A 25,040-nucleotide genomic window follows, 5' to 3' on the forward strand; every position below is an offset into this window, starting at 1 on the left:
TTATCACAGTCTTGGGAAATATTGCCAATAATATAGCGTCGATCAATGATCAGCCGCATATCACTCGGCAGGCTGTATTTCCTGCCCCTTGCCTGCCCCCACAGGTGGCCACCAGCCAATTTTTACCTTTAGCCAGTTTATTGCGCGCGGAATCGGGGCGTTGCGGTCCATCCACTCGGCATATTGCTTATAAGCGGGATCACTAAGCAGATGCTTTTCCTCAGTCTTTGCCCGCCAAAAATAAACACCGCTGACCACCGCCATAATCACTGTATTACGCACCATATCGGTCAGGCTATTCGATGTCGCCAGAAAGGGTAGCGTTGCAAGCCACCAATAGATGTTTTTGGCGACATAGGCGGGGTGCTTGGTAAACCGGTAAGGACCGTGGGTCAGAATACCACGATGTGTAAGGTTGGAAAAACGCAAACCAAAAGCAACCGTCGACCAAGCATAGACCGCGGTAAGTATGACCAGCATGCCTCCCCAAATAGTCAGAATAGTCTGATGCCCTGCAAACCAATAAGCCCAGTCAGCCGTGTTGACATGATAATCAAGCGGACCGTCCATGAGGATGAAGGGCGGATAACAGATTAAAGCTGCGACCCATCCGGCAAGATAAGGATTGGCCGTCCGGATATGCGAGTCTAGCGGCTTCATGGTAAGCAGATAACCGACCGTGGCAAACTGCACATCGACAACAAACATCGCTATGATTAACCAGCGGGCGATGGCAACCGGATCGTCGATGATCTGCGCTATATCAAGCCGGATAAGCTCGCCAAACCCGCCGGGCAAAATGGAAATCATGAACGCGAGGAAAAAGCCTTTCACCCCCCATGCGCGTAAGTGGTGATAGATTTGCTCCGGCTCATAAGCACGGACCAAATTCCTGTGCCCCATGGCGATAACGAACTGCCCGAAATGCCAGGCACCGTCACGCGGCTCGACAATTCGCCGGTCCATCCACATCACATAGGGCACAGACAAACCAAGGAGAAACGGGGCGACAGCCTTCATCACGGTCATTGAAAATTGATATTGCCCTGTCCAATACCAGCGGCCAACGCAATAAATGGCAGCAATAATCGCCCATGTAATCCACAAACCGGCCAGCTTGGCGACGCTGGTATCAAATGTCTGTTTTAACGGCTTGGGATTATGCCAATCTATACCGGTAGAAGCACGCAGATGGACTTTATCATAGAGCAGCGACCAGATCACCATTGGCACCGCGCAGGCGAGACAGGCCGCCAGAGCAGAATAAGGCCCGTCCATAGCATATTGCCGGGCGATCATGATCCACAATATCAACCCGGTTAGACCTGCCACTCCCACGCCGCCGGAAACCGCGGATTGTGAACGCGGATCTTGGGTATCAGATTGGCGTGCAAACATGAATTGGCCTTAACCGGAAATAGTAAGCAACCCGTGAACGCAGGGATTTTTGACCCGAATATTCTAGGAAATCTGCATGCTATCCGCTATATTTCCATCAAAAGGGTCCACGGGCAACTTATTGGATCGACATATAAATTTGTTATGGGAACAAAAATGAGGAATTATACACTCGTCGCCGGGTTAGCCATTGCCCTTGTCGCTTGTAATAATGGCAATGATGCTCAGGCCATACAGGGCACCGAGGAAGAGGCGCACGCTTTAGCAGATATTTCCCCGGTTGATCGCAAAGCATTTCAGGAAACTATAGTCGCCAGTTTTGATGAACCATGGGCGATGACCTTCCTGCCTGATGGCCGGATGCTGGTTACAGAGAAAAAGGGCAAATTGCTTCTCGTCGATCAAAAAGGCCGGAAAACACCGGTCGGGGGTGTTCCAGAAGTGGACTATGGCGGGCAAGGCGGTTTTGGTGATGTCATATTGGCTCCCGACTTTGAAACAAGCGGACGGATTTACCTCAGCTGGGTTGAAGAGGGGGAAAAGGATATAAGAGGAGCAGTTGTAGCATATGCAGACTTGAGCTTACCGCCACTCCCTTCAAAAGATAGCGAACCTGATGACGCGACAAACACAGCGAAAATTTCCAACATCAACATCATCTGGAGCCAGAAGCCGAAAGTCACCGGTCGTGGTCATTTCTCGCATCGCATGACATTTTCGCCGGACGGCAAATATCTGTTTATCGGATCGGGAGATCGCCAGAAATTTGATCCGGCACAGGATATGTCCAGCAATCTGGGAAAAATTATCCGTCTTTTGCCCGATGGCAGCATCCCGCAAGACAATCCATTTGCCGATCAGGAAGATGCGCTTGCGGAAATATGGTCACTGGGACACCGCAATATCCTTGGCATAGCCTTTGATAGTGAAGGCAGGCTGTGGAATCAGGAAATGGGGCCAAAGGCAGGTGACGAGCTAAATCTGGTTCAGCGCGGAGCCAATTATGGCTATCCGATTGTTTCTGAGGGCAACCATTATGATGGCAAGGAAATCCCGAACCATGATACCCGCCCTGAATTTGTTGCACCAAAACTCTCGTGGGACCCGACAATTGCCCCATCCGGCCTGATATTTTATTCCGGCGATCTTTTCCCGTCATGGAAAAACAGTGCCTTCATTGGCGGACTGGCAAGCGAGGCCATTATTCGCGTATCGTTTGACGACGGAAATGTGAAAGAAGCCGAGCGCTTCGCCATGGGGCAACGTATCCGCGAAATTGAACAGGGACCAGGCGGCGCTCTGTGGGTGCTGGAAGATGCCCCGGGCGGGCGGCTGATCAAACTGACTCCTGCTAAACGATAAGACGGATATACTGTTTTGCGGCGCATGATCCGAAGTTCCTGTTGGCCGGAAACCTTTATTGCCCAAAAACCCTAACGGCCTGTAATCTTATCGGCCTGAAATCTTATTGAGAAGCCGTCGTTGTAGTGCCGGAAAGGTCGCTTAAAAACTGACGCACATGTTTTGCGTTGACGCCATAATCATGGACACCGACCCGTGACACCGAACGCATATCTATGATGCTGGCCTCTCCGTTTTCGGCAGGGCGTGCGCGGATGACGATGTCATTCTTGAATCGGAATAAAGAGATGGTCGCCGTTGCCTCCAAATGGCCGGATACAGGATCGGCACGAACCACTTCCCATCCGCGATCGTCCGCCAGACGTTTTGCTTTTTCGATGACTTGCGGCACCGGCTGATTAAGCCGGACCGAACGAATGTCCGGATAGGCGCGTTGATGCAATATTGCCCAGCGTTGACGCGGGTTCATACCGCGCATTTTATTGTCATCTGCACCGGGGATTTTGTCCAGATTATCAGAGCGCAACTTCAAGGCAGAAAATTGTGGCGGATCAGCCAGATCTGTAGTGATGTCATGGATCGCGGGCAGTGATATTCTTGTGACTATATAGCTCCCCAGATATCCAATAAAAACAAGCGAAACGAAGATACCAAGTCCCAACAGTGGCCAACGTGTTTTGCGTGCCTTGCGCCGGTCCCATATAATCCCGATGACAGCTAGGCTCAGCGCGACAAGCGCCATCACTCCCGTCCACGGCAAAATCGCTAGCCCGCTATCCACGCTCCACAGACCGATGCCAGAGCCAAAAGCAGCAGTAAAAAACACAATAACTGCAAGCACGGCCAGAATCAGAACGATCCAGCCTTTCGGATCTTTACGTAAAACAGCCAGTTTCCTGATCACCGCTCCGCTTTTATCCGCCTTGTGACCGCTTTGTTGTGGCTGCTCTTGGTGGCTGTTCACGCGCGTAACTCCCCGATATATAGCTATGTTTTATACATACTGCCATCATAGTGCAATCGGCATGGTGCGCGCTGCTTCCTTGCGTGTATTGATGCGCTCGACAGCGTCGGCCAATGGCGTTAAATGCCCTTTTCAAGACGATAGATTCCTCTCCATAGAACTGGACCAATAATTTGACGACGATCATCCCGCTTGCCGAAATCGACCCGGCCCTGGTCGAAGACTTGCTCGACGCTGCCTTTGGCAAGCAGCGCACCGAGCGTACGGCATATAAAGTGCGCGAAGGCACGGACATGCTGGAAGGATTAAGTCTGGCAGCGGTCAATATGGCGGAAAATATATTGCTTGGCTCGCTCCAGTGTTGGCCAGCGGCATTGACCGATGATGCGGGCAAGAAACACCCGATGATCATGGTCGGCCCGGTCGCGGTTCATCCTGAATGTCAGCGTCAGGGCATTGGCCAAGCTCTGCTTACCGCATTGATCAAGGAATTACACGAAGATGAAAGCCTGCCATTGGTGATGATTGGCGATCCGGCCTATTATGATCGTTTCTTTGATTTCTCGCCAGAACGGACTGGAGGATGGACACTCCCGGGACCATGGGATCCCGAGCGGCTGTTAGTACGCGCGCCAAAGAATGTGGTGCTACCTGAAAAAGGTAAACTCGGGCCGTGGAAAGCCAATAAAGCAGCATGAAGCGCGCGCATATCCTGTCCTGAGCACCCTTAGCCTGTTAGCGCGTTTTAGCCGCTACTTTACAGGTCAGCTTATTCTTAATAGGCATTTATTATGCCTTACACACCGCCGCCCGAACTTGCCGATCTATCCATTTCCGAAATTGCGGAGATGGTTCAAACGCAAAAATTACCGCCCGTCGATCAGTGGGAACCGAATGAAACGGGGGACAGCGAAATGCGTATCGACGCCAACGGTGTCTGGTTTCATCAAGGTTCACCGATAAACCGGCCAGCTATGGTGCGCGCATTTTCTACCTTGTTAAGACGAGAAGCCGATGGCGGTTTTGTTTTGGTTACGCCCTATCAGAAGCTTGATATTTCGGTGGAGGACGCACCGTTTATTGCGGTTGAAATGGAAAATGAGGGGAACGGCAGGGACCGCAAAATGGCCTTTCGGCTTAACACCGATCATCTGGTAATCGCGGGAGAAGAAAACCCGTTGCGCTTTCCTGCTGATGCTCCCCAACCTTATGTGCGGGTTCGCGGCGGGCTGGAAGCCAGATTGTCCCGGCCAGTCTATTACGAACTCGCCGAATATGCTTTAACCGATAATCTCGACCCCTTTGGACTTTGGAGCAACGGTGCATTTTTCCCGATTGATAAGCCGGTATGACAAATTCTTCTGATCTGAGTATAAAAATTTCACAAGCACTGCGAAGCGGCCACGCTATGGATTTGGATCAAAGCTTACTCGATGAGCGTGATTTGATTACCGACATGAATAGCCTGCGTAGCGCGGCGGTGCTGATTGCAATTACCGACCGGCCTGACCCTGGCGTGATTCTGGTCCAGCGGCCTGATTATATGCGTAATCATCCGGGCCAGATCGCTTTTCCCGGCGGCAAAGTTGACCCTGGTGACAAAGACACGACACATGCGGCCTTGCGCGAAGCACAAGAGGAAGTCAGCCTTGATCCCGCGCTCGTTGATGTAATCGGCCCAACCGACCCCTATCATTCAGGAAGCGGCTATAACATCCAGCCGATCGTCGGCGTAATCCCGCCCGACCTGCCTCTGGTTTCGTGCCCCGAAGAAGTGGACGACTGGTTTGAAGCGCCGCTTGATTTCATTTTTGACCCCAAAAACCACCATGCCCATGTCACCGAGTGGCGCGGGGTAGAGCGCGAATATTATGAAATTAACTGGCAGAATCGACGCATCTGGGGAATCACCGCGGGGATTATCGTTAATCTGTCGAAGCGGCTGGATTGGCTTTCATGAAGCTGCCGGACGCCCGATGGCATCAGCGGCAATCGCTGCAAAAACTGGTCGCCGCGCTTGATAGCAAGACCGGCATGATCCGTTTTGTGGGTGGCGCGGTGCGTGACAGCTTGCTGGGCGTAGCAGTAAAAGATGTTGATCTTGCGACAATTTTGAAACCTGCCGAGGTTATGGAGCGACTTACAGAAGCCGGGTTCAAGGTCATTCCTACTGGCATCGACCATGGGACTGTTACCGCTGTCACCGAAGATGGCCCGGTAGAAATCACCACGTTGCGCCGTGATGTCTCCACAGACGGACGGCGGGCGACGGTGGCTTATAGCGATGATTGGAAAGAGGATGCCGCACGGCGCGATTTCACGATCAATGCGTTGTCTGCTGACCCGGGAACACTGGAAATTTATGATTATTTCGACGGGCTGGATGATCTGGAAGCCCGTCAAATCCGCTTCATTGGCTCAGCACAGCAACGGATTGCCGAAGATCATTTACGGATCATGCGATACTTCCGCTTTGTCGCCCGTTTTGCCGACGAAAAAGTGGACGAAGACGCTTATGCCGCGTGCGTGAATGCCGCCGCGAGCATCCAAGCCTTGTCACGCGAACGGGTCGCCGATGAACTGATGAAGCTGCTCGCCACATCCAATCCGGTGTTTGCAGTTGGAAAAATGCTGGAAGGCGGTATTTTCAACCATGTTTTTGCTGGAGCGGATGACGATGCCGCTACATTACTCGATAGACTTGTCCGACGCGAACATGCCTGTGACATTGCTCCCACCGCCATTAGACGGCTGATCGCCCTGCTCCCCAAAGTTACGGACAAAGCGAGCAAGATTGTAACCGGATTAAAATATTCAAAAAAGATTCGGCGCGCTGTCGCAGACCGATTGAGCGAGCAAAATCCGTCCGCAAGGGACATGCAAGCTATCGCTTATCATTATGGTCCAGAAACCGCGCAAGACATCGCTCTGCATTTCGCGGCTGATACAGACCTTTGTGCATGCCTGAAGGCGCTGGAAGACTGGCAAACGCCGATATTCCCGATTTCCGGCGGCGACCTCATCTCCATGGGGTTAAAGCCCGGCCCGATTGTAGCGAAAACATTGGCCAAGGTGGAAAGGGCATGGATTGCCGAAGGCTTTCCCGATTATGAGCGGGTGATACAATTAGCCAAGGAAGCCATTTCACCGGCTTCATCCCATCATTGAGATACTGGAACACTGGCTTGCGTAACAAGCGGAGTGACTGGTTTCAAAGATGAAGTTCAAAAGCCATCAATGAACAAATTCATCTTCATGGATCACAACCTGATTACGACCGTTTCTTTTAGCCAGATATAAAGCGGAATCTGCTCTTCGAAGCATAATCCGGGGATCTCGATCACCTGCAAGCGAAGCAATCCCTGCGGAAAAACTTACCGTTCCAATCGCTTTGTTCGTTTCCCTATTCATGAAATTATGCTCGCAAAGTTCCGCTCTTACATTGTCGATAATCTCGAAGACTTCGTGCGCGTTTTTATCAAGAAACAGGACAACAAACTCTTCTCCCCCATGCCGTGCGAGATGACATTTACTGTCAGACATGCTGTCCAGGCATTTTGCCACGCGCTTAAGAATCCTGTCACCAACTTCATGGCCGTGATTGTCGTTTATCAATTTGAAATTATCGATATCAATAAAGGCTACGGTCAAAGGCTCGAATGCTTCCTGCGAACGTAAAAGTGCATCTTTCAGATGGTCTTCAAATGCCCACCGATTAGGCAAACCAGTCAGCTGATCTGTCTCTGCTTTCTGTGTCGCATCATCCAGTTTGTTCCGCATTTCAGCAATTTGTGTTTCGGCGTCTTTTAATTGTCTTTCAGCTTCTTCAGATTTTTCAACAATTGCATTTGTCAGACTGATTAACGTCCTCAACTGGCTTTGATTGCCTTCCAATTGATCAAAACTCTCGACTTCCTGTTCCAACGCGCGGCTATAGTGACGATTATCGCTACGGTTATCAGAAATTATTTTATGTCCGGTTCGCAAAGCGCGCTTGCCGTTCGTAATCAGCTCGGACAATTGCGATGAATCGCCACCAATTAAATAAGTTTTGGTCAGCTGTTTAACTAATGAGGTCGGTATACATCCGTGTCTCTCGATCATTTCATCTACGGCCAGACAAAGTTGAAAACTCGCGCCATATTTATATTCCCAGGCGAGCTTATAAGCTTCCGGTGTCGGCTCAAGCTGAACAGATTGCAGAAAATTGGAAATCTCTATTAACTTGTCGTTATATAAAGGCTCCGGTTCCGGATCAGGCTTCCTCCTATTAAAGGATTCAAGAAACCATCGGCCAATATTAAACGTGTCTTTTACGGGACGATCGACTTGAAAATGAGTTTGAGTTGCCATTATTATCCGCCTTTCTAATCAGAAAGAGTTACGGCACTTTGATTTGACAATTAAGGCAATGGTTAATTGAACCGGAAACAGAACCGCAAAGAGGACCGTTTTCCCCAGAACAGGCGCAAGCGCACTTAGCTTAGTAATAACCGTGTTTTTTAAACAACTTATCAGGTCGATAAGCTGAGTCTATCTGCACTGCGTCAATCAAATTTTCCGGTTTTGGGGAAACCCGTCGGTGGCAAGCGGCCTGCTGCTCCGCGGGCGACACGCCACATGGTCAGGTCGTTTTCAGTGCGCGTGCGCCCGGTTTCACCGCCCATGGGCCAGCTTAAACCCTCTTCCAGTTTAAAAACGGTCGCGTCCGACAATCCGCCATCTTTATAGCGTTGCAGCATCACGCCCTGCCCTTTGGCCATTTCGGGCATTTCGGACAGTGCAAATACCACCAGCTTACGGTTTTCGCCAATCGCTGCAATATGGTCCGCGCCTTCGGGCACAGGGCGCACAACCAGCAATTTGGCATCGCCTTTCAAGTTCACGACTTGACGCCCTTTTTTGGTTTCTGCGACCACATCGGCAATATTGGTAATGAAACCACGGCCCCAGGTAGAAGCGATCAGTAATTTGCCCTTCATGTCCGCAACCATCAATGCAATCGGCTCGGCGCTTGGATCCAGATCGACCATCGATCCAACCGGCTCACCAAAGCCGCGTGCACCGGGCAGCTTGTCCGCGCCCAATGTATAGAAACGCCCGTTGTCGCAGCACATGAGCAGCTTGTCCGTCGTTTGTGCATGGAAAGCAAACTTTGGCCCGTCACCTTCCTTGAACTTGAATGATTCGGAAGCGCTGAGGTCTGCATGACCTTTCATCGCCTTTATCCAGCCGCGTTTGGACATGATCACCGTAACCGGCTCTTTCTCGATCATCGCTTCCAATGGTATTTCACGCGCCGGTGCAGCCTCCACCAGTGTCGTACGGCGTTTGCCAATTCCGGTATCCTCGGCATAAAGTTTACGCATGGCAGCAAGGTCTTTTTTCAACCGCGTTTTTTGCCGCGCGGGGCTTTCGATCAGGCTTGCAAGCCCTTCGCGTTCTTCTAGCAATGTATCCCGCTCGGTCCGCAGCTCCATTTCTTCAAGTTTGCGAAGCGAACGCAAACGCATATTGAGAATTGCTTCGGCCTGACGGTCGGTAAGCTTAAACTCATCTATCAACATGGGTTTAGGCTCGTCATTATTACGGATAATCTCGATCACCCGATCAAGGTTAAGATAGGCAATAATATAGCCTTCAAGCAGTTCCAGCCGCGCATCAATCTTGTCCATACGATGCTGCGAACGGCGCACCAACACTTCGATCTGGTGGACAATCCAATGTTGCAGAACCTCGGTGATGCCCATGACTTTGGGCGTGCGGTCCTTGTCGAGAACGTTCATGTTCAACGAGAAACGGTTTTCCAGATCGCTCATCCGGAATAATGCATTCATCAGGTCATCGGGGTCAACTGTGCGGGTTCTGGGTTCCAGAACGATGCGAATCTGTTCATCCGATTCGTCGCGAATATCGGCCAGTATCGGCAATTTTTTGTCTGCTATAATCTGGGCAATCTGCTCGATCAGCTTGCCCTTTTGCACCTGATAAGGGATTTCGGTTACGACAATCTGCCACGCACCGCGCCCTTCGGCGTCTTCCTTTTTCCACTTGGCCCGAACACGCATCGCGCCGCGTCCGCTTTCATAGGCGGCATCAATAACGGATTTGGGATCAACGAGCGTTCCCCCGGTGGCAAAATCAGGCCCTTTGATAATCTCCATAATCGCGGCATGTTCGGCGTTTGGCGTGTCGATCAACAGCGTCGCCGCGTCGATAATCTCTGCCACATTATGCGAGGGGATACTGGTCGCCATGCCCACCGCGATACCGCTAGCCCCGTTGGCGAGCAGATTGGGGAACAGGCCGGGCATGATTTCCGGCTCTTCATCTTCACCATTATAAGTCGGCTTGAAATCTACCGTGCCTTCGTCAAGCCCGTGCATCAGCTCAATCGCCGTGCGGGTCAAACGAGCCTCGGTATATCGGTAGGCAGCGGCATTATCCCCGTCTATATTGCCGAAATTGCCCTGCCCGTCGACCAAGGGGTAACGCATGGCGAAACTCTGCGCGAGGCGGACCATAGCGTCATAGACCGACTGGTCACCATGGGGGTGATATTTACCGATCACGTCACCCACAACGCGCGCGCATTTCTTATACCCTTGTGAAGGGTCAAGTTTTAACAATCGCATCGCCCACAACAGCCGCCGATGCACAGGCTTCAGGCCATCACGCAGATCCGGCAACGACCGCGCGGTAATCGTAGACATGGCGTAGATCAGATACCGCTCGGACAGGGCCGCATCAAAGGGCGCGTCAACAATCGAGTCAAATTCGTCTTCTGGCGCCGATTCAGGCGCATCGGTTACATCATTCATGTAAAAAGCGATAGCAGGGTCGATTTAGCTTGTAGAGAGGGATTATTTATTCAACCACTCTTTCGGCAAAACGACACTCTCCCGTTCATTGTCCCAAATGATACTCATGATCCACCAGCGGCTGCCGTCATTCCACAAATGCACCATATTCACACCGCGAAACTGGATTTCCGGATGTCTCGGAGTTTCGCGCGCTTCATAAGTGGAAAAGACATGAGCAATCTGACCGAAAACATCTGTTTTGCGGCCAATTTCAATCTCGTAAAATGAGCGCCCTTCAAGCATCGGAACCGTCGCTTCGACAAATTCGTCAAAATTGAACGTGTAAGCGACCGGCTTGTCCTGTTCGATACGGGTGCGGGTGATCAGCGCGCGGGGATGATAGATTTCACGGTCACGCTCCCAGTCCTGCCCGCCCGGCGGCCCGGAAATGCTCTCGTAAAGAGTGTCCATGACTTCATTTATTGTGTCATATTTGGCCAAAACCCGTTCCTTTTTAACGCGCAATCTTTTGCTCTCGGATAGCTACAATCCTTTGCTGGCAGAGGATAGATTGCACCGGCTTCAGCTTTGGCTTATAGGGACAAATCGGTGCCCCGATTGGTTCGAATGTTTTTGATTCGCGCGGTCGGGGCTTGTTTTTTGAAGCTTCTTCCTGAGTTAGGAACCCATTATGTCCCGTCGCCGCCAAATCTATGAAGGCAAGGCCAAGATTCTCTATGAAGGACCGGAACCTGGCACAATCATCCAGTATTTCAAGGATGACGCCACAGCTTTCAATGCAGAGAAAAAAGGCACGATCAGCGGCAAAGGCGTGATCAACAACCGTGTGAGCGAGCATATTTTTACCATGCTCGGCAATATTGGTATCCCCAGCCACTTCATCCGCCGTTTGAACATGCGTGAACAATTGGTCAAACAGGTGGAAATCGTTCCGATCGAAGTCATAGTGCGCAACGTCGCCGCCGGTTCATTAACCAAGCGTCTTGGTATTGAAGAAGGCACGCCGCTGCCGCACACCTTACTGGAATATTGTTACAAGGATGACGCGCTTGGCGATCCGCTCGTGGCCGAAGAGCATATTGCCTGTTTCGGATGGGCCACACAGGAAGAAATGCAGGATATCTCCGCAATGGCTATCCGCATCAATGATTTCATGGCGGGTATGTTTGCCGGAATCGGCATTAAGCTGGTTGATTTCAAACTGGAATTCGGGCGGCTTTTTGATGGTGATTTTTCCCGCATCATATTGGCCGATGAAATCAGCCCGGATGGTTGCCGCTTGTGGGATATCGAGACGAATGAAAAGCTCGACAAAGACCGCTTCCGTCGTGATCTGGGCGGGGAAGTGGAAGCTTATCAGGAAGTCGCGCGGCGGCTTGGCCTGTTCCCCGAAGGCGGCCCGAGCGAAGTGCATGACCTGGACAGCGAACGGAAAAAACGCGGCAAATAATCCCGCGTTCTCGCCCTCGCGCTCATCAGATGTGTTTATATCCGCAGATGGAACCGGACGAGCACTAAGCTGTGCGTTATAATTACCGGTAATGGTTTACGCGAATTTAACCATTAGACTGATAACACCGCCTTCACTCAAAAATCATGTGAGGGTTTTGTCCGATGCGCCTTTTGATCCTGTTAGCCAGTACAACGATGCTTGCCGCGTGCGGCGGCTCCGGACCGCAATCCGTAGGTAGCATCGCACCTCCAACCGGTGGAGGCTCAGGCGGGTCTGATGGAAGCGGACAAAGCCACACGTTCGTTAATCCGACGGAGCCGAAAACCTATAAGGGGGTTGGCAGCACACATAGCTATAAATATTCGGTCGAAAATGCAGGCGCAGCAGGAGCAGCGCAAGACGGCCAACTTTATCAAGGCAATGCCACCACTGTCCGCGATTCCAATCTTACCATTAAATATAACCCGCGCGATGCCATCTTCGACGTCAGCTTCGCCAATAATTTAGCAGGAACTGCCAGTCCAGTCCGGTTTCAGGATCCACTGCACCGCACCGATTTCGGCGGCGTGATTGAACCCCAAATCGGCACGCCCGATCTGGAATCAGCTGCATTTGGACTGCAAGGAATCAATTATCTTGAGGCGGGTTCTTCCAGTAACATACGCATCAGACCCGGCGGCGAATTTATTTTCGATCTGATCAATACTGCCGAACCTGGTAGCTATAACCAGACCACCTTCTTTTATCAGACGCCCGGGACCGAAACCCAATATGTAACATTTGCCGGATATATGCGTAATAGCGCTGGCCTGGAGCAAATAGAAATCACCAATCCTGACGGCAGTACAAGTATCGTCTTGAATCAGGCAAATACATTCGAACGCGGCGCCTTGGCCTATGGTGAGGTCTCAGCAAACGACCGTGTCCCTACTAGCGGGACTGGTTCGTTCGAAGGCGCAATGCTGGCGACTATGGTTTTCAATGACCAACCTGACATATCAGGCAACACTGACACTTATTTCCAATGGATCGCCGGACGCGCAGCAACCGAAGTTGATTTCAGCACAAATACATTCTCTCTTTCACTCGATGGCACGGTTGGTGCGCCTTTGTTTGATGGCACAAGCGGTATTCATAGTGTCCGCGAAGACGCCCGTTTCCAGGCCAATGGGTCAGGCCAGATTGATCTGGTCGCCGCAGGTGGTTTCCTTGGCCAGTTTAATGAAGCGTGGTTCGTCAATCCCGGCGGCAACCGTCTTGATGTGAACATTGTCGGTTCTTCCGTAGACGGCGCCTTCTATGGTCCGAATGGTGAAGAGATCGGCGGTGGATACCGCATCGTTGGCGGTACTCCGGATGAACGGATCGACATTTTGGGGACATTTGTCGGCAAAGGAAACTAGGAATCCGGCCATGACAATGCCGGTAAAAACCATAAAAGCTCTCTTCATCTGCGGGGGGCTTGCCATGTCACTATATATTACCCCGGTATCAGCCGAAGATAGGGCAGACGCCGAAACGACTATCAGCGCGGCTGTGCCAAAATGTGATGACACCGGGACTTGTCATTTCCAGATCACACCGGCGCAGTTGCTGGCGCAGGCCGAAGCTTATGTTCACGCCAAACAATATGACCGGGCTCTGCCGCTTATCGACGCTTTAAGCCAGGTTCCCGCAATGCGTATGCAACAGCAATTTCTTTCCGGATATATTGCCGTTGAAACAGGTGATCTTAAGGGGGCTATCTCGAACTTTCGTACCATACTCGATGACAACCCCGGGCAAACGCGTGTGCGTTTGGAGCTGGCACGGACATATTTGATGAGCGGCAAAGAAGCCAGCGCCGACTATCATTTCCGGCTCGCGCAAAATGATGATAATTTACCAGACGAAATTGCCCGCACGATCCGCAACACCCGTAGCATATTACGGGACCAGCGGGTTTGGCGGTTCAGCTTTGATTTCGGCTTTGCGCCCGATACCAATATCAACGGTGCGACCAATGCCGAAACAGTTGATGTCAATTTCGGAGCAATTTTTCCGCTATTGGGCGATGCCCAAGGCCAATTAGAGCTTGATGAAAATGCCAGACAGAAATCCGGCATCGGTCAGATCGCCGGTTTTTCTGGAGGTGTCCGACTAAAAGCAAGCAATAAGCTGGCTTTTTTATTTGATGCAGATAGCAAGCTCATCAATTATCAGGGCCAAGCCGCTGATGATATTGTGGCACAGATTGCTGCTGGCCCCGAAGTTCGCATTGCCCGTTATGCCAGCGTTTCACTTCAGGCTGTGGGGCTGCAACGCTGGTATGGCGGCAGTTTGGCGACCCGTGAATATGGTGCGCGAATCGGTTTTCAGGCTGCTCTGAGCCAAGGACAGCGGATAGGCATCGAACTGGATGGGCGCAGGACGGACTCGAAATTAAACGATAGCTTCAGTGGCTGGCAGCTGGGTGCCAATGCGACTTATGAACATTTGATCGGCAAGTCGCTCATTGCTTCGGCCAGCTTGTTCACACGGAGGGATTTGCTTAATTCCGACGGCTATTCCAGCATCAACTATGGCGTGAATCTGGGCATAGGTGGAGAGCTGCCATTGGGGCTGAACGCCGGGGTATCCGGCAGTATCAGCCGATCCACATTTGACGAAGCTTTACTGCTATATTCCACTGCGAAACGGAAAGACTGGCGGAGCTTTGCGCGTGCCTATATCGGCAGCCGCCAGATTAAGCTTCTCGGTTTCTCGCCATCTGTCGACTATAATTATTCCCGGGTCGATAGCAATTACGGCCTTTATAAAATGGACCGGCACCGCGTGAATTTCAAATTGGCGAAATTTTTCTAGGTTTGAACGGGACTTGAGCCAATTCAGCCGTTGGTACTGCAACCATCCCTTGCTCCTTTTGCAGACAACGTTATAGGAAAGCACTATAGGAAATAGCCATACTGTCGGCCATTTGAAAAGCGAGATTCATGAAGATAAGAATTTTTGTGACACTGAAAAACGGTGTCCTCGACCCACAGGGGAAAGCCATTCATCACGCACTGGAAAACCTTGATTTCAAAGGTGTGAATGATGTGCGCGCCGGTAAACTCATCGAACTGGATGTTGATGAGAGCACAACAGACAGCGACATTGAAAAAATGTGCACGAAGTTGCTCGCCAATACGGTCATCGAGAATTTCGAGATTCAAAAGCTGACCGAACAGACTATAGAAAAATCCTGATATGAAATCTGCTGTTCTCGTTTTCCCCGGCTCTAATTGCGATCGCGATATGGCGGTTGCGCTGGAGACAGTGACAGGCAAGAAGCCAGAGATGGTATGGCATGGCGACAGCGCTTTACCGGATGTTGATATTATCGCCTTGCCGGGCGGTTTTTCTTATGGCGACTATTTGCGTTCTGGCGCAATGGCAGCGCGGTCCCATATCATTAGTGAAGTTATAAAGGCCGCTGACAAAGGTGTAAAAATCCTGGGTGTCTGTAACGGGTTTCAGGTTCTAACCGAAATCGGTCTATTGCCTGGCGCGTTGATGCGTAACCAGAATATTGAATTTATTTGTAAAGATGTTCCCTTGATCGTCGCCCAGAACCGTTCAGTATTTACTTCCGCTTATGAAGAGAATGAAACGATTACCATTCCGGTTGCCCATCATGATGGCAATTTTTTTGCGGATGAAGCGACGCTGGATAGTCTGGAAAATGAAGATCGTATCGCTTTCCGCTATGGTGAAAATATTAACGGATCAACCCGTGATATTGCCGGAATTTTGAACGCCAGTGGAAATGTTCTTGGCATGATGCCGCACCCTGAACGCGCTATTGATCCTATACATGGCGGGACAGATGGATTGAAACTGTTTGAGGGCTTATTGGGTTAAGGCTCACAAGGGACGCATTAACAATTTGAGAGCTGTTAACTATCTTTTTATCGGCGGCCATTGGGTTGCCATATAAAGCGCATCAACACAGCTATCCAGCTCGGCAAAATCCGATGACGAAAGTCCGGGATCTCTTCGGTTCAACCGGAATACCGGCAAGGCTGATCCTACAAGAGCCTTACGCAATACCAGTTGGAGGATTCTTATTCTCAGACGAAAGAACACTATGCGCTGGACCTGATTGTCGATCTGGTTACTGAGCCGGATGATATGGAGCAATCGCTCAATGACCAGCTCATTATAGCGTGGATGCGGCCCGCGGTGCAGCGGATAGCCGGTTTGAAGCGCCATTTGCTCGTCAGATGGTAATAAAACACCGTTTTTTTCGAAATTGTCGAAATCAAATCCGCTCTGATTGCTATCGGTGTCACGACTATTGCAGCTGTCTCCACCCATTGCATTCAGCGGTTTGTTAATTTCCGGGATCGACGCCGCTTGTAATGGAATCAAATGGTGCCGTTGGTAACGGGGATTATAACCATCGCCGTTTTTCCGGTTAACCATAGAAAAACGCATCATATCCTCCCGACAGAACAGCATATAATCTATGCCGTCATCGGAACGATATAAGCGCTTCATGTAGATTATTGATTGGTAACAATGGTTTAGGCTGATTTATCCTTATTCCGGATATAGATGCGGATTCCAGACAAAAAAAGGGCCGGTCCGAAGACCAGCCCTTTTCTTTATATCAAAATTGAAATTAGTTTCCTGAACCAGGACCATACATAATTTCAACACGACGGTTCTGTGGCTCACGAACACCATCGGCAGTATCAACGCGTGGGCGTGATTCACCGAAGGCTTCGCTGGAGATAACACCAGCGCCGATACCGCGTGATTCGAGATATGCCCGAACCGAAGCGTTACGACGTTGAGACAGACCAACGTTATAGCTTGCAGGACCAGATTTATCAGCGTGACCCGCCAACATAACCTGAGCCGAACCACAGTCACCATATGCTGTAATCGCGTTATCCAGAACTGTAGCAGCTTCTGGTGTGATGTCTGACTGATCAAAGTCAAAGAACACAATATACGGTCCAGGTGCACATTCCGCAGCAGGTGGCGGAGGAGGTGGTGGTGGTGGTGGAGGTGGTGGTGGAGGCGGTGGCGGTGGTGGTGCCGCTGGTTCGCCGCCAAAGTTGTAGATCAAGCTACCCAGGATGGAGTGGGTACGCAAACGCGTGCTCACATCTCTGCCATTCTGGTCTACAAGATCAATCTTGTCAGCATTGAAGAAGCGATACTTCAAACCAACGTCCCAGTTGCTGCTCAGAGGAGCGCGGACACCCGCAATCGCCTGCCATGCAAAACCGGTATCCGAATCATCAAGATAGGGACCAGCGAAAATATTGGTGATCTCGGTACGAGCTACACCAACACCGCCGCCGACAAAGCCTTGAATGCCGTCATCATCGCCAAAGTCGAGCATACCATTGAGCATGAAGCTCAGAGCATTAACTTCACCGTTAATATCCGTTGTGCCAGTGAAGGTACCTGTTCCATTTGGATTTGTTGGAATCCCTGGTGCACCGATCTGAACAGAATCCGCTGATGCTGCTTTATAGGCAATTTCCGTTTCCAGACGAAATCCGCCGAAGTCATAACCGACAATACCGTCAAAATCATAACCAGCGTCATGATCAACTTTTGACGCATTATTAAATGTACCGATGTCGGATTCAATATCCTCAACCAGCATCGCGCCGCCTTCTACGCCCACATACCACTGGCCATCACGGGCCAGAGCAGGTGAAGCGAGAGCCGTGGAGGCAAGCGCCAGTCCTATGGCAAGCTTCCGCATTTATATTCCCCTTCTCATTTAGGTTCTGAATTCACGCCGCTTTGTACCCCGTCACTATAATCAGTGCAAGCGCACAAATTGCAGAACTGTTGCGAAAATGTCGCCATTTTCGTGATTTAGCCGAAAATCATGCCTCTCAATTGTGGTAAATCGGGAATATTTCCAATGAAATCAGAATCAAATCAGATGATTTGAGGTAAAATTCCAGCCCTTCTCAATAGGTCGAGAATCGAATCAATTGCCAAACGGGCCTCCGGATCAATTGTCGTACCGCCGGTCGGTGCATCTATCTGGCTCGGAAAATGCCAGACAGCATTGCGATATATAGCTGGGCTATTGCTGCCTGATATAATAATCCGCATAGATTCCTGTGGCTTGATGAAATGCCAGCCACCGCCGGACCAACCTGCAATCCGACCGGCCTTGCCGCTCCATCCGGAAACAGGAGCAGTCCCGACCAGCCAACAATCGCCCTCTACCGGCTGCAAAATATCCGGATCATTAGTCACGGCCTTCACCACCGGATTTATCAAAAAATCCAGTAACAGCAATGCGTCATTATGGAATAATTCCTTATGGGCCTGCCCAACAGCTAGTAATGGAAGGCCAAAACGCGAGGTTTCCAATGTTGTCATATCATAGTCCTTAAATTCATCTGTAATATTACCAGGGAATAGTTGGTCATATTTCCACGGCCAGAGTCAGCGGATCGGAAATATTATGCTGGCCGATCTGCCGGACATCCACCGTCAGACTTGAAAGACCCTGATCCCGATACGCCTGAACAGTGGCTATAGAGAGGAGCAACGCTGGCTCAGCGGGCTCGGCGACAATCTGGCCGTCGATCATCACGCGATATTTTTCTGTTTCTTCCGCCAGCGGTATTTCCACATAATCCGGCCACATCAGCCCGCCCCTCGATCGGCGTGTCCAGCCGATTTCAAGGCCGCCGTTCTGATGAAATACTGCACGCGGATGGACGGGGGACCATGGTTTTAATGCCCGGCCCGGCTCATCAATGGAGCGAAATACCGGGCTTTCATCTCCCCGGCCAAGCGCGGACAGGGTTACAGGTTGGAACGGTGTATAATGGCGGGCATCAATTTCCGTCAGTTCGCCATCTTTTAACAGGACAAAATCTTCACCCGGCAAATGCTCGCCCATCTCCGTTTCGGTTCCCGCTAACCCCCTTAGCAGATAGGATAAAATGTAGCGGTTATTGCCAATCGGCATGGCATAACCAAATTGCACGATCTCACGCCCGATGGCGGCAATGTTATGACCCGCGAGCAGTTGGTTGTGGTCCGCATCACCCAGCGTCATTCTCCCATTATGCATTTGCACCAGCAGTGTGTTTTGCCGGTCGATGACATGCGGTTTGCTGCTACCCAGCGGGTCCGGTGCTGTCCCGATAATTGCGGGGGCTGGTATCTGTCCGATATACTCACTGGTTACACCATCTGCCTGGGTTATAAACAATTGTGCATGGCGCCATCCCGCATCTCCAGCCGCAGCGGCATAGAGCCGGGAACTTTCGGAAACCTCGCTCGGCGCACCCAGCGCAAAGGGCAGATCAACCAGCGTCAAACGCGTTTGCCCTGCCAGCAAATCCTTTTCCCTTATGGGGCGGCCATTATCTGTTCCTGTCGCAACATCCGGCAATATGCTCCCCGCTTTTGACAGCATCAGGGCGATACTGCCCCTGCTCATTTCCCATTGCCTCACCCGCCATATATCGCCGCTGTCATCCCATTGGACCAATGCTCCGGGCGTCAACACCGTCGCGCTACGCTGGACATGCAATTTTGCCGTGCTGCGCTCCTGATAGAGCGTCCATAATCTGGCTTGAGCAATATTTTTGGCCTGTGCCGCACTCATAGCAGCGGGAAAATCATGATTGATGATCACCCGGCTTCGCCCGGGCCGGAACGCATTTTGCATGCCGGATTGATAATCCCGCCCCGGGTCATAATAGCGCAAGGCCTGTTGCCTTGCTATTTTGGTTTCGGGTAAAATCTGCGATTCTGGCCGCTCCACGGCGCGGCCATTCTGGTTGGATAGGATATAACTATTTAGCGCTATTGCAGCCGCTTGCGGATCAAATTGACGCGGTTTTGCATGGATAGTCCCTGACACAGACGGGAAGGATAGTGAAAAACTGTCGCTTATCGCGGTTAGTGCATCCCGGCGGTCTTGACCCGCCGCAGCAAAGCCGTGAAGAGTCTCATCGCCAGAAGCCGTAATCGAACCACCGGATATATCATCGATTATCGTGCCGAGGCTGACCACGCCGTCATCGGCAATAACCTCAAACGTCAGAGACGGGATACGATTGCCATAATCGCTCAACTCCATATCCTCAAACACAGCCAGCGCCAGACCCCGATAGGCCGGAGTTTTGCCCGCGCCTTCTGCGCTGGCTATCAGGCCATCAGGTGCCTGATCTTCGTCGCCAGTGTAAAATCGGAATCCGGTTTCGGTCTTGAAATCCCCGGCGCTACCCCGGAATATTTTTCCATCAGCCCAAATCCGGCCAATGCTTTTCACTTTCCGGCTGGACAATGCCACCGCCAAAGACGTGGAATAGCTATAGGTCGTGCTTTTGGGACGGCCTTTGCCACCGCCGCTCGACTGGCGTGTTTCTTTAAGGTCGGTTGCCCAGATGACGGTTCCAGCGACGCGCATTTTGCCGTAAAGTCGCGGTATTTGTGATCCATAGCTGGAGGTTTGCACTGCCAGTTCCTGTAACCGCGGGCCTTCACGGCCTTTGGGTTTGAACAGGATATTCTGGTCAATTTGCTGTCCCAGCATCGCGCCCAGCGCGCCGCCAATCGGTCCACCGAAAGCCGTGCCAACAGCCGTCAAAACCAAGGTCGCCATCTAGCTCTCCTATAATTTAGGCCAATATTCTGAATAGTTTAATGACCGGCCATGGGGCCGGACCGGGGGTAAAAACGACGCGCCCCAGTCCGGCATGGGCATGGACAAATCCGTCTGACACCCGCACCATGAGATGCCATTGCACCGGACTGGGCCGCGCCAGCACAATGTCTCCTTCGCATAGCGGTATTTTGTCGTGCCCCACATCGCGGGACAGGACTATAAACCCCGCCCGCTCCATCACCGCCACTATCTGCTCCGCGCTACCACCGCGGATCGAATAGCCGGTAGGAACTTCGCAAGAGACATCTGCTGCGGCCAGACATTGCGCGACAAGGCCGATACAATCCAGACCATGATCGGCGCTGCGCCCGTGCAGGCGAAAATTACTGCCGCATAGTTGCAATGCTCTTTCGGCGATAATCTCTGCGGGCATCTCTGGCCGATTTAAGCCCATCATGCTCCTGGATAGCGGGTAAGCAGATCATTGCCCGGTAGATGGGGTTCCCCGCGAAAATTGATGCTGTTGGCAAAACGGTCGCGGCAGGTGGCAAAATTTTTGTCACATCCGGCGGTCAACACCGCTTTATCGCCAATGGAAACGGGCTGCGCGGGTTGATCTGTCAACCGGATATTATTGCCCGCGCCGCTGATAATCGCAAAGCCCAGCCCGCAATTTTTGCCGCTCAGCCAGCGTAATTCTCCATAAGAATAATCAGCGCCCTGCCCGCCAAGCCCGGCAAATTCCAGATGCGGGTCCATAATTGCGGTCACGGCCAATTCGGCCCGGTGCAGGGCGAGACTGACCTTGCAGGCCCGGTCCCCCAATCGCGCGCGGCACGTAGGGGATGTTAGCGGCGCAATCGCTTCGTCGAGAAACGATGTGCCGCCCAGCATCTCGACCCTAAACGCATCACCGGTGCGGGTGATCTCGCCAAATTCGCCGCTGACCAGATGAAGCGGATCAACATCCGGACTTTCCCAGTTGACCAGCGACATGTGCAGCCGCGCCCCGTTCCAACGGCCCGCGATCAAATCCGCCTCGGCAATCGCCGTGCTGGTCATCACCCCCTCAATATCCACGCTGTCTACATCCAGAGAATCCGACAGCGCGATAGTGGAAGGCACCATTCCCGGCGCTGCGCGATAGCGCAAATTATCAATCACCAGATCACGGTCATGCGAGACAAAACCTAATGTCACACCGTCTGCCCGCTCCAGCCGCCACGCATAGCAGCTGGTGGTCAAAAGCTGGTCCAGCCATGTTGCACTTCCCGGCACGTTCATGGCGCATCCCGCACTTCGATCAAGGGAACCTCGGCAATATCACCGGCCAGAAACGTGCTGGCGCTCATGTCGATCCGGTCGCTGGCGAAACGGACAGGAACATCAAACAGGAAACCGGCGGTTATCTGGCTGTTAGCAGCGGGCGGCAGGTCAAAAATTATTTGCCCTAATGGACCAAGTGTCCAATTGCTGGCGAGCATCCCATTGACGGCGACAAGAACGGATGATGGCACCGGCCTGGTAATCAACCGCGTTTGCGCGCCAGCTTCATAGGTTTTTACCAGTTGGAAACTGGCTTTCTCGCCATCTCCTGTCCCGATAATCTGGTCCATTGCCGTTGGCGGGGCGTCCGGATTTTCTGCCATATCGTTGCTGCTATGATCATAGGGATCGGTAAAACGAAACGCCTTTGCTGCCCCTCTCCGCGCCCGGAAAAATGCGATCAGGCTGCGTAATTCCTCTTCCGATCGCACACCCGGCCCGGCATCAAATTGCAGCCGCGCATCGGCCCAGTCGCTATTGCGTTTTTCATGGCCCGAAAGCGTGGTGATAATATCAGTCGAAAATTGCGGTGACACCATCGCATTGCGCCCGATAGAAATCGGAAATTGCACATCGTCAAAAGCGTCCATTTCATCCTCCTGTTCGTGAAAAAAGGTAAAACCGTCGCGTGCCACCTGCGGCAGTGCCCAGATGAAGGTTTCCGGCGTGCCGCGTCTTTGTGCCGCGGCAATGGCATCGACCATATTGGCCCAGATGAAGCGCGTATCGCTGGTCAGGACAAATCCGGCAAAATAATGCTGTGCGCTCGCCGGATAACCCAGCCGCTGGGTCGTCAGATCAATGCCGCGCTGCGTTGCAGCATGATTACCCGCAATCACCCAGTCATAATCCTCCAGCTGCAAAATATCGAAGGCCGGACTGGCCCAGCCCACTGGCAGATTGGCGCGTTTCGCCTCTGGTGCTGTCTCGTCCAATATGCTTGGTAAATAGGCAAGGAGCAGCGTTTCAACCGGCGCGCCTAACGCTTCGTCTTTTACCGCCGCCATCAAATCTGCCGTGGATTGCGCCAGCATTGCTCCGGCTTGATCCAGCATCGCATTTTGCACCGCGGTTTTCGGGCCTTTAATATCCGCTATGCTCACCAGAGCAGCGCCAAATTCCGCCTTCGCCGCCGCGTCATACAAGCAGATACGCCCGTCGGGCATGGTCCACCACCACGGCTCACCCACCTGAAATTTTATCGCCGTTCCGGCATCACGGGCAATGGCGGTAAAAGCGCGCGCGACCGCTTGTAAATAGGCCATGGCCGCTGGCTGGGCGGGGGAAAGAAGAGTCGATGGAGGGTCCCATCCGGTCAGGGCCGGATCACCATTTTCCGCCCGCTGCTTCCACGCGCTCCAGCAATGGGCATCGAACAATTCATAGGACAGCGAAAATATGATGGTGAAATCCATCGCTTTTGCCCGCACGGCCAGATCGCGGTGCCAGACGGTGCAAGGCTGGTTAATCGCGGCAAATTCTTCGCCGGGCTGCGGCGCGGACAAGCTGGCATATAGTCCGGCCCCGCTGGTTTCGAGGCGGAAATAATGGCTCATCCCGACATAATGGTTGATCGCCCCGCGGTAGCCGAGGCTACGGATAGAGCGTAGCAGGCGTTCGGGCGTCTGGTTGAAACTGTCATCATAGCCGCTCGCCATCGACAGACCGTTTTCCGGAACCATGACATCGCCAATTTCCAGCACCGCGCCGCCGCCATCGGCCTTGATGCCGCTCATCTCTACCCAGCCGTTACGGGGGGCGGGAAGCCGCGTTCCTATGCCGTCATAATCGGGCGGCATGATGGAAATGAACAGGCGGTCAATATCATGCGGATAGACCCGCTCCGCCTCCCCCGGCAGCATGAACCCGCCGTCCAGCGCGGAAAATTCAAGGTTTATCTGCGCGTCGGTCGGCGTTCCGCTGGCATAGTTCCACAGCCGGACATACCAGTTTTTGGGATTGCCCAGCGCATCGCGCCCCTCAATCGTCAGCGTCGGACCATTGATTTGATCTAGCGCCATAATCCCCGACGAGCGCCAGCGGAATTGCAGGCTGAGCCGCGCATAATCGGCGCAAGTTTCATAAGCCAAAAGAGGATGATCGAGCGTGTCTTTCGTGTCCCAGATCAGCCCGGCCAGATCATCGCTATTATAGAACACCGCATCAACACGCAGGGCGTCAGCCGCCGTCGTCACCACCGAAGCCATAGCCGGACGCGGGAAATTGACGGTCCAGAAACGCGGATCAAACCTTTGGATAAAATCCGTTTGTTGTCCTGTGCGCTCGCTCGCTAACCAGAAACCCATGATTACCCCTCCTTGTGGACCAGAGCGCTGCGTACGGCGCGCGCGACCTGTCTGCTGGACCGGCGCACCTGATCGGGCGCACTGGCGTGGCCATTGTCCGATATGTTGATAGTCAGACGGATGTCGGGCTGAGCGGACGTTCCGTTACGCTCACCCGCCCCGATGATGTGGGCACAAACAGCTCCGGCCCCTGCTCCCCCACCATATAGGCGCGGCCACCCGTCACCGGCCCGCCCGTCGCGCGGCCCGGTGCGCCCAGCGCCGCGCCCAGTAACGATGTTCCGATTCCCAGCAGGCCGCCGCTCTTTGCACCGCCAAGCAAACTGCCCAGACCGCTGCTGATCGCGGCCTCCGCAATCTCTGCCATGACCGACAACGCGGTATTTTTCAGATCCTGAAGATCCAGCGAACCTCGCCGGATAGCGCGACCCAGGCTGGTTTCCAGCGCGGAGCCAGCGCGTTCCATCCCGCTCGCCAGCGGGCCATCAAGCTGCCCCTTCATATCCGCCACATCTTTTGCAAATCCGGCTGTATCAGCGCGCACGGAGATAATCAGCCGTTCGATTTCTTCATCCATTTTCAAGGGTGTCTTTCAGTTTTTCCATTTCGGATTTGTTAAGCGGTCGGGCGCTATCACCAGCCGGAGACAAAGCCGTTAGGATGGCGGCCAGTTCAGCGGGCGTGGCGTGCCAATATTGGTCCGGTGTCCAGCCAATAATGGCAGGGACAACCCCGGCCAGTTGCGCGGCGCAGGTGCGAAAATCATGGCCCATAA

At 52.5% G+C, this 25,040-nt stretch carries 24 protein-coding genes; 10 read left to right on the forward strand and 14 right to left on the reverse strand.

Translation table 11 applies throughout. The annotated features are described in order from the left end of the window. Nucleotides 1-60 precede the first annotated feature (60 nt). A complete protein-coding gene (locus tag AB1K62_RS11030; protein ID WP_367003590.1) occupies nucleotides 61-1,398 on the reverse strand; it encodes an isoprenylcysteine carboxylmethyltransferase family protein in 1,338 nt (445 codons plus the stop codon). A 156-nt stretch (nucleotides 1,399-1,554) separates the two neighbouring features. Here AB1K62_RS11030 and AB1K62_RS11035 point away from each other — a divergent pair, with 156 nt between their 5' ends. Beyond that, nucleotides 1,555-2,760 carry a PQQ-dependent sugar dehydrogenase gene (locus AB1K62_RS11035; RefSeq protein ID WP_367003591.1) on the forward strand — a complete coding sequence of 402 codons (1,206 nt, stop codon included), beginning with the start codon at nucleotides 1,555-1,557 and terminating at the stop codon, nucleotides 2,758-2,760. Nucleotides 2,761-2,863: 103 nt separating this feature from the next. Here AB1K62_RS11035 and AB1K62_RS11040 read toward each other — a convergent pair whose 3' ends face one another. Then, the gene (locus AB1K62_RS11040; protein WP_367003592.1) at nucleotides 2,864-3,724 is read right to left on the reverse strand and encodes a DUF1499 domain-containing protein; all 861 of its coding nucleotides are present in this window, start codon (nucleotides 3,722-3,724) and stop codon (nucleotides 2,864-2,866) included. A 173-nt stretch (nucleotides 3,725-3,897) separates the two neighbouring features. Between AB1K62_RS11040 and AB1K62_RS11045 the strand changes: the two genes are divergently transcribed. The 4 genes from AB1K62_RS11045 (at nucleotide 3,898) to AB1K62_RS11060 (ending at nucleotide 6,892) form a co-directional block, all read left to right on the forward strand. Next, complete coding sequence (locus AB1K62_RS11045) at nucleotides 3,898-4,422, forward strand: N-acetyltransferase (RefSeq protein WP_367003593.1); 525 nt, start codon at nucleotides 3,898-3,900, stop codon at nucleotides 4,420-4,422. Nucleotides 4,423-4,515: 93 nt separating this feature from the next. Beyond that, nucleotides 4,516-5,076, forward strand: a complete 561-nt coding sequence (locus AB1K62_RS11050; RefSeq protein WP_367003594.1) for a DUF1285 domain-containing protein — start codon at nucleotides 4,516-4,518, stop codon at nucleotides 5,074-5,076. A gap of 56 nt (nucleotides 5,077-5,132) precedes the next feature. Next, nucleotides 5,133-5,684 carry a CoA pyrophosphatase gene (locus AB1K62_RS11055; RefSeq protein WP_367003595.1) on the forward strand — a complete coding sequence of 184 codons (552 nt, stop codon included), beginning with the start codon at nucleotides 5,133-5,135 and terminating at the stop codon, nucleotides 5,682-5,684. Further along, nucleotides 5,681-6,892, forward strand: a complete 1,212-nt coding sequence (locus tag AB1K62_RS11060; protein ID WP_367003596.1) for a CCA tRNA nucleotidyltransferase — start codon at nucleotides 5,681-5,683, stop codon at nucleotides 6,890-6,892. The genes AB1K62_RS11055 and AB1K62_RS11060 overlap by 4 nt, the downstream gene beginning before the upstream one ends. A gap of 66 nt (nucleotides 6,893-6,958) precedes the next feature. Here AB1K62_RS11060 and AB1K62_RS11065 read toward each other — a convergent pair whose 3' ends face one another. From AB1K62_RS11065 to AB1K62_RS11075, 3 genes are all read right to left on the reverse strand, one after another. Next, the gene (locus tag AB1K62_RS11065) at nucleotides 6,959-8,077 is read right to left on the reverse strand and encodes a diguanylate cyclase (RefSeq protein WP_367003597.1); all 1,119 of its coding nucleotides are present in this window, start codon (nucleotides 8,075-8,077) and stop codon (nucleotides 6,959-6,961) included. Between the two features lie 194 nt (nucleotides 8,078-8,271). After that, nucleotides 8,272-10,545 carry a DNA topoisomerase IV subunit A gene (gene parC, locus AB1K62_RS11070; RefSeq protein ID WP_367003598.1) on the reverse strand — a complete coding sequence of 758 codons (2,274 nt, stop codon included), beginning with the start codon at nucleotides 10,543-10,545 and terminating at the stop codon, nucleotides 8,272-8,274. Nucleotides 10,546-10,587: 42 nt separating this feature from the next. After that, nucleotides 10,588-11,028, reverse strand: a complete 441-nt coding sequence (locus AB1K62_RS11075) for a hypothetical protein (RefSeq protein WP_367003599.1) — start codon at nucleotides 11,026-11,028, stop codon at nucleotides 10,588-10,590. A gap of 190 nt (nucleotides 11,029-11,218) precedes the next feature. On the opposite strand from AB1K62_RS11075, the gene purC reads away from it, so the two are divergent. The 5 genes from purC to purQ all read left to right on the forward strand — a co-directional run bounded on the left by purC (nucleotide 11,219) and on the right by purQ (nucleotide 15,883). Next, complete coding sequence (purC, locus tag AB1K62_RS11080; protein ID WP_367003600.1) at nucleotides 11,219-11,998, forward strand: phosphoribosylaminoimidazolesuccinocarboxamide synthase; 780 nt, start codon at nucleotides 11,219-11,221, stop codon at nucleotides 11,996-11,998. A gap of 164 nt (nucleotides 11,999-12,162) precedes the next feature. Continuing rightward, nucleotides 12,163-13,404 carry a transferrin-binding protein-like solute binding protein gene (locus tag AB1K62_RS11085; protein ID WP_367003601.1) on the forward strand — a complete coding sequence of 414 codons (1,242 nt, stop codon included), beginning with the start codon at nucleotides 12,163-12,165 and terminating at the stop codon, nucleotides 13,402-13,404. 10 nt (nucleotides 13,405-13,414) lie between these two features. Then, nucleotides 13,415-14,845, forward strand: a complete 1,431-nt coding sequence (locus tag AB1K62_RS11090) for a surface lipoprotein assembly modifier (RefSeq protein WP_367003602.1) — start codon at nucleotides 13,415-13,417, stop codon at nucleotides 14,843-14,845. 128 nt (nucleotides 14,846-14,973) lie between these two features. After that, complete coding sequence (purS, locus tag AB1K62_RS11095; RefSeq protein ID WP_367003603.1) at nucleotides 14,974-15,228, forward strand: phosphoribosylformylglycinamidine synthase subunit PurS; 255 nt, start codon at nucleotides 14,974-14,976, stop codon at nucleotides 15,226-15,228. A 1-nt stretch (nucleotide 15,229) separates the two neighbouring features. Then, on the forward strand, nucleotides 15,230-15,883 hold the full coding sequence (gene purQ, locus AB1K62_RS11100) for a phosphoribosylformylglycinamidine synthase subunit PurQ (RefSeq protein WP_367003604.1): 654 nt from the start codon (nucleotides 15,230-15,232) through the stop codon (nucleotides 15,881-15,883). Nucleotides 15,884-15,922: 39 nt separating this feature from the next. On the opposite strand, the gene AB1K62_RS11105 is transcribed toward purQ, so the two are convergent. The 9 genes from AB1K62_RS11105 to AB1K62_RS11145 all read right to left on the reverse strand — a co-directional run bounded on the left by AB1K62_RS11105 (nucleotide 15,923) and on the right by AB1K62_RS11145 (nucleotide 25,038). Beyond that, a complete protein-coding gene (locus AB1K62_RS11105) occupies nucleotides 15,923-16,462 on the reverse strand; it encodes an AHH domain-containing protein (protein ID WP_367003605.1) in 540 nt (179 codons plus the stop codon). Nucleotides 16,463-16,646: 184 nt separating this feature from the next. Then, nucleotides 16,647-17,750 (reverse strand): OmpA family protein, encoded by a 1,104-nt coding sequence (locus AB1K62_RS11110; protein ID WP_367003606.1) that lies wholly within the window; start codon nucleotides 17,748-17,750, stop codon nucleotides 16,647-16,649. Between the two features lie 182 nt (nucleotides 17,751-17,932). Further along, nucleotides 17,933-18,385, reverse strand: a complete 453-nt coding sequence (locus tag AB1K62_RS11115) for a DUF2793 domain-containing protein (RefSeq protein ID WP_367003607.1) — start codon at nucleotides 18,383-18,385, stop codon at nucleotides 17,933-17,935. A gap of 46 nt (nucleotides 18,386-18,431) precedes the next feature. Beyond that, complete coding sequence (locus AB1K62_RS11120) at nucleotides 18,432-20,630, reverse strand: phage tail protein (protein ID WP_367003608.1); 2,199 nt, start codon at nucleotides 20,628-20,630, stop codon at nucleotides 18,432-18,434. 16 nt (nucleotides 20,631-20,646) lie between these two features. Next, the gene (locus AB1K62_RS11125) at nucleotides 20,647-21,090 is read right to left on the reverse strand and encodes a peptidoglycan endopeptidase (protein WP_367003609.1); all 444 of its coding nucleotides are present in this window, start codon (nucleotides 21,088-21,090) and stop codon (nucleotides 20,647-20,649) included. Next, complete coding sequence (locus tag AB1K62_RS11130) at nucleotides 21,087-21,917, reverse strand: DUF2163 domain-containing protein (RefSeq protein WP_367003610.1); 831 nt, start codon at nucleotides 21,915-21,917, stop codon at nucleotides 21,087-21,089. Before AB1K62_RS11130 ends, AB1K62_RS11125 begins: the two co-directional genes overlap by 4 nt. Continuing rightward, nucleotides 21,914-24,265 carry a DUF2460 domain-containing protein gene (locus AB1K62_RS11135; protein WP_367003611.1) on the reverse strand — a complete coding sequence of 784 codons (2,352 nt, stop codon included), beginning with the start codon at nucleotides 24,263-24,265 and terminating at the stop codon, nucleotides 21,914-21,916. The genes AB1K62_RS11130 and AB1K62_RS11135 overlap by 4 nt, the downstream gene beginning before the upstream one ends. Before the next feature lie 112 nt (nucleotides 24,266-24,377). After that, nucleotides 24,378-24,842 (reverse strand): tail tape measure protein, encoded by a 465-nt coding sequence (locus AB1K62_RS11140; protein WP_367003612.1) that lies wholly within the window; start codon nucleotides 24,840-24,842, stop codon nucleotides 24,378-24,380. Continuing rightward, nucleotides 24,835-25,038, reverse strand: coding sequence for a phage tail assembly chaperone (locus AB1K62_RS11145; protein ID WP_367003613.1), 204 nt, complete (start codon nucleotides 25,036-25,038; stop codon nucleotides 24,835-24,837). The genes AB1K62_RS11140 and AB1K62_RS11145 overlap by 8 nt, the downstream gene beginning before the upstream one ends. Nucleotides 25,039-25,040: the final 2 nt, after the last annotated feature.

This window comes from Parasphingorhabdus sp. JC815 (assembly GCF_040717415.1).
Classification (GTDB): Bacteria; Pseudomonadota; Alphaproteobacteria; order Sphingomonadales; family Sphingomonadaceae; genus Parasphingorhabdus.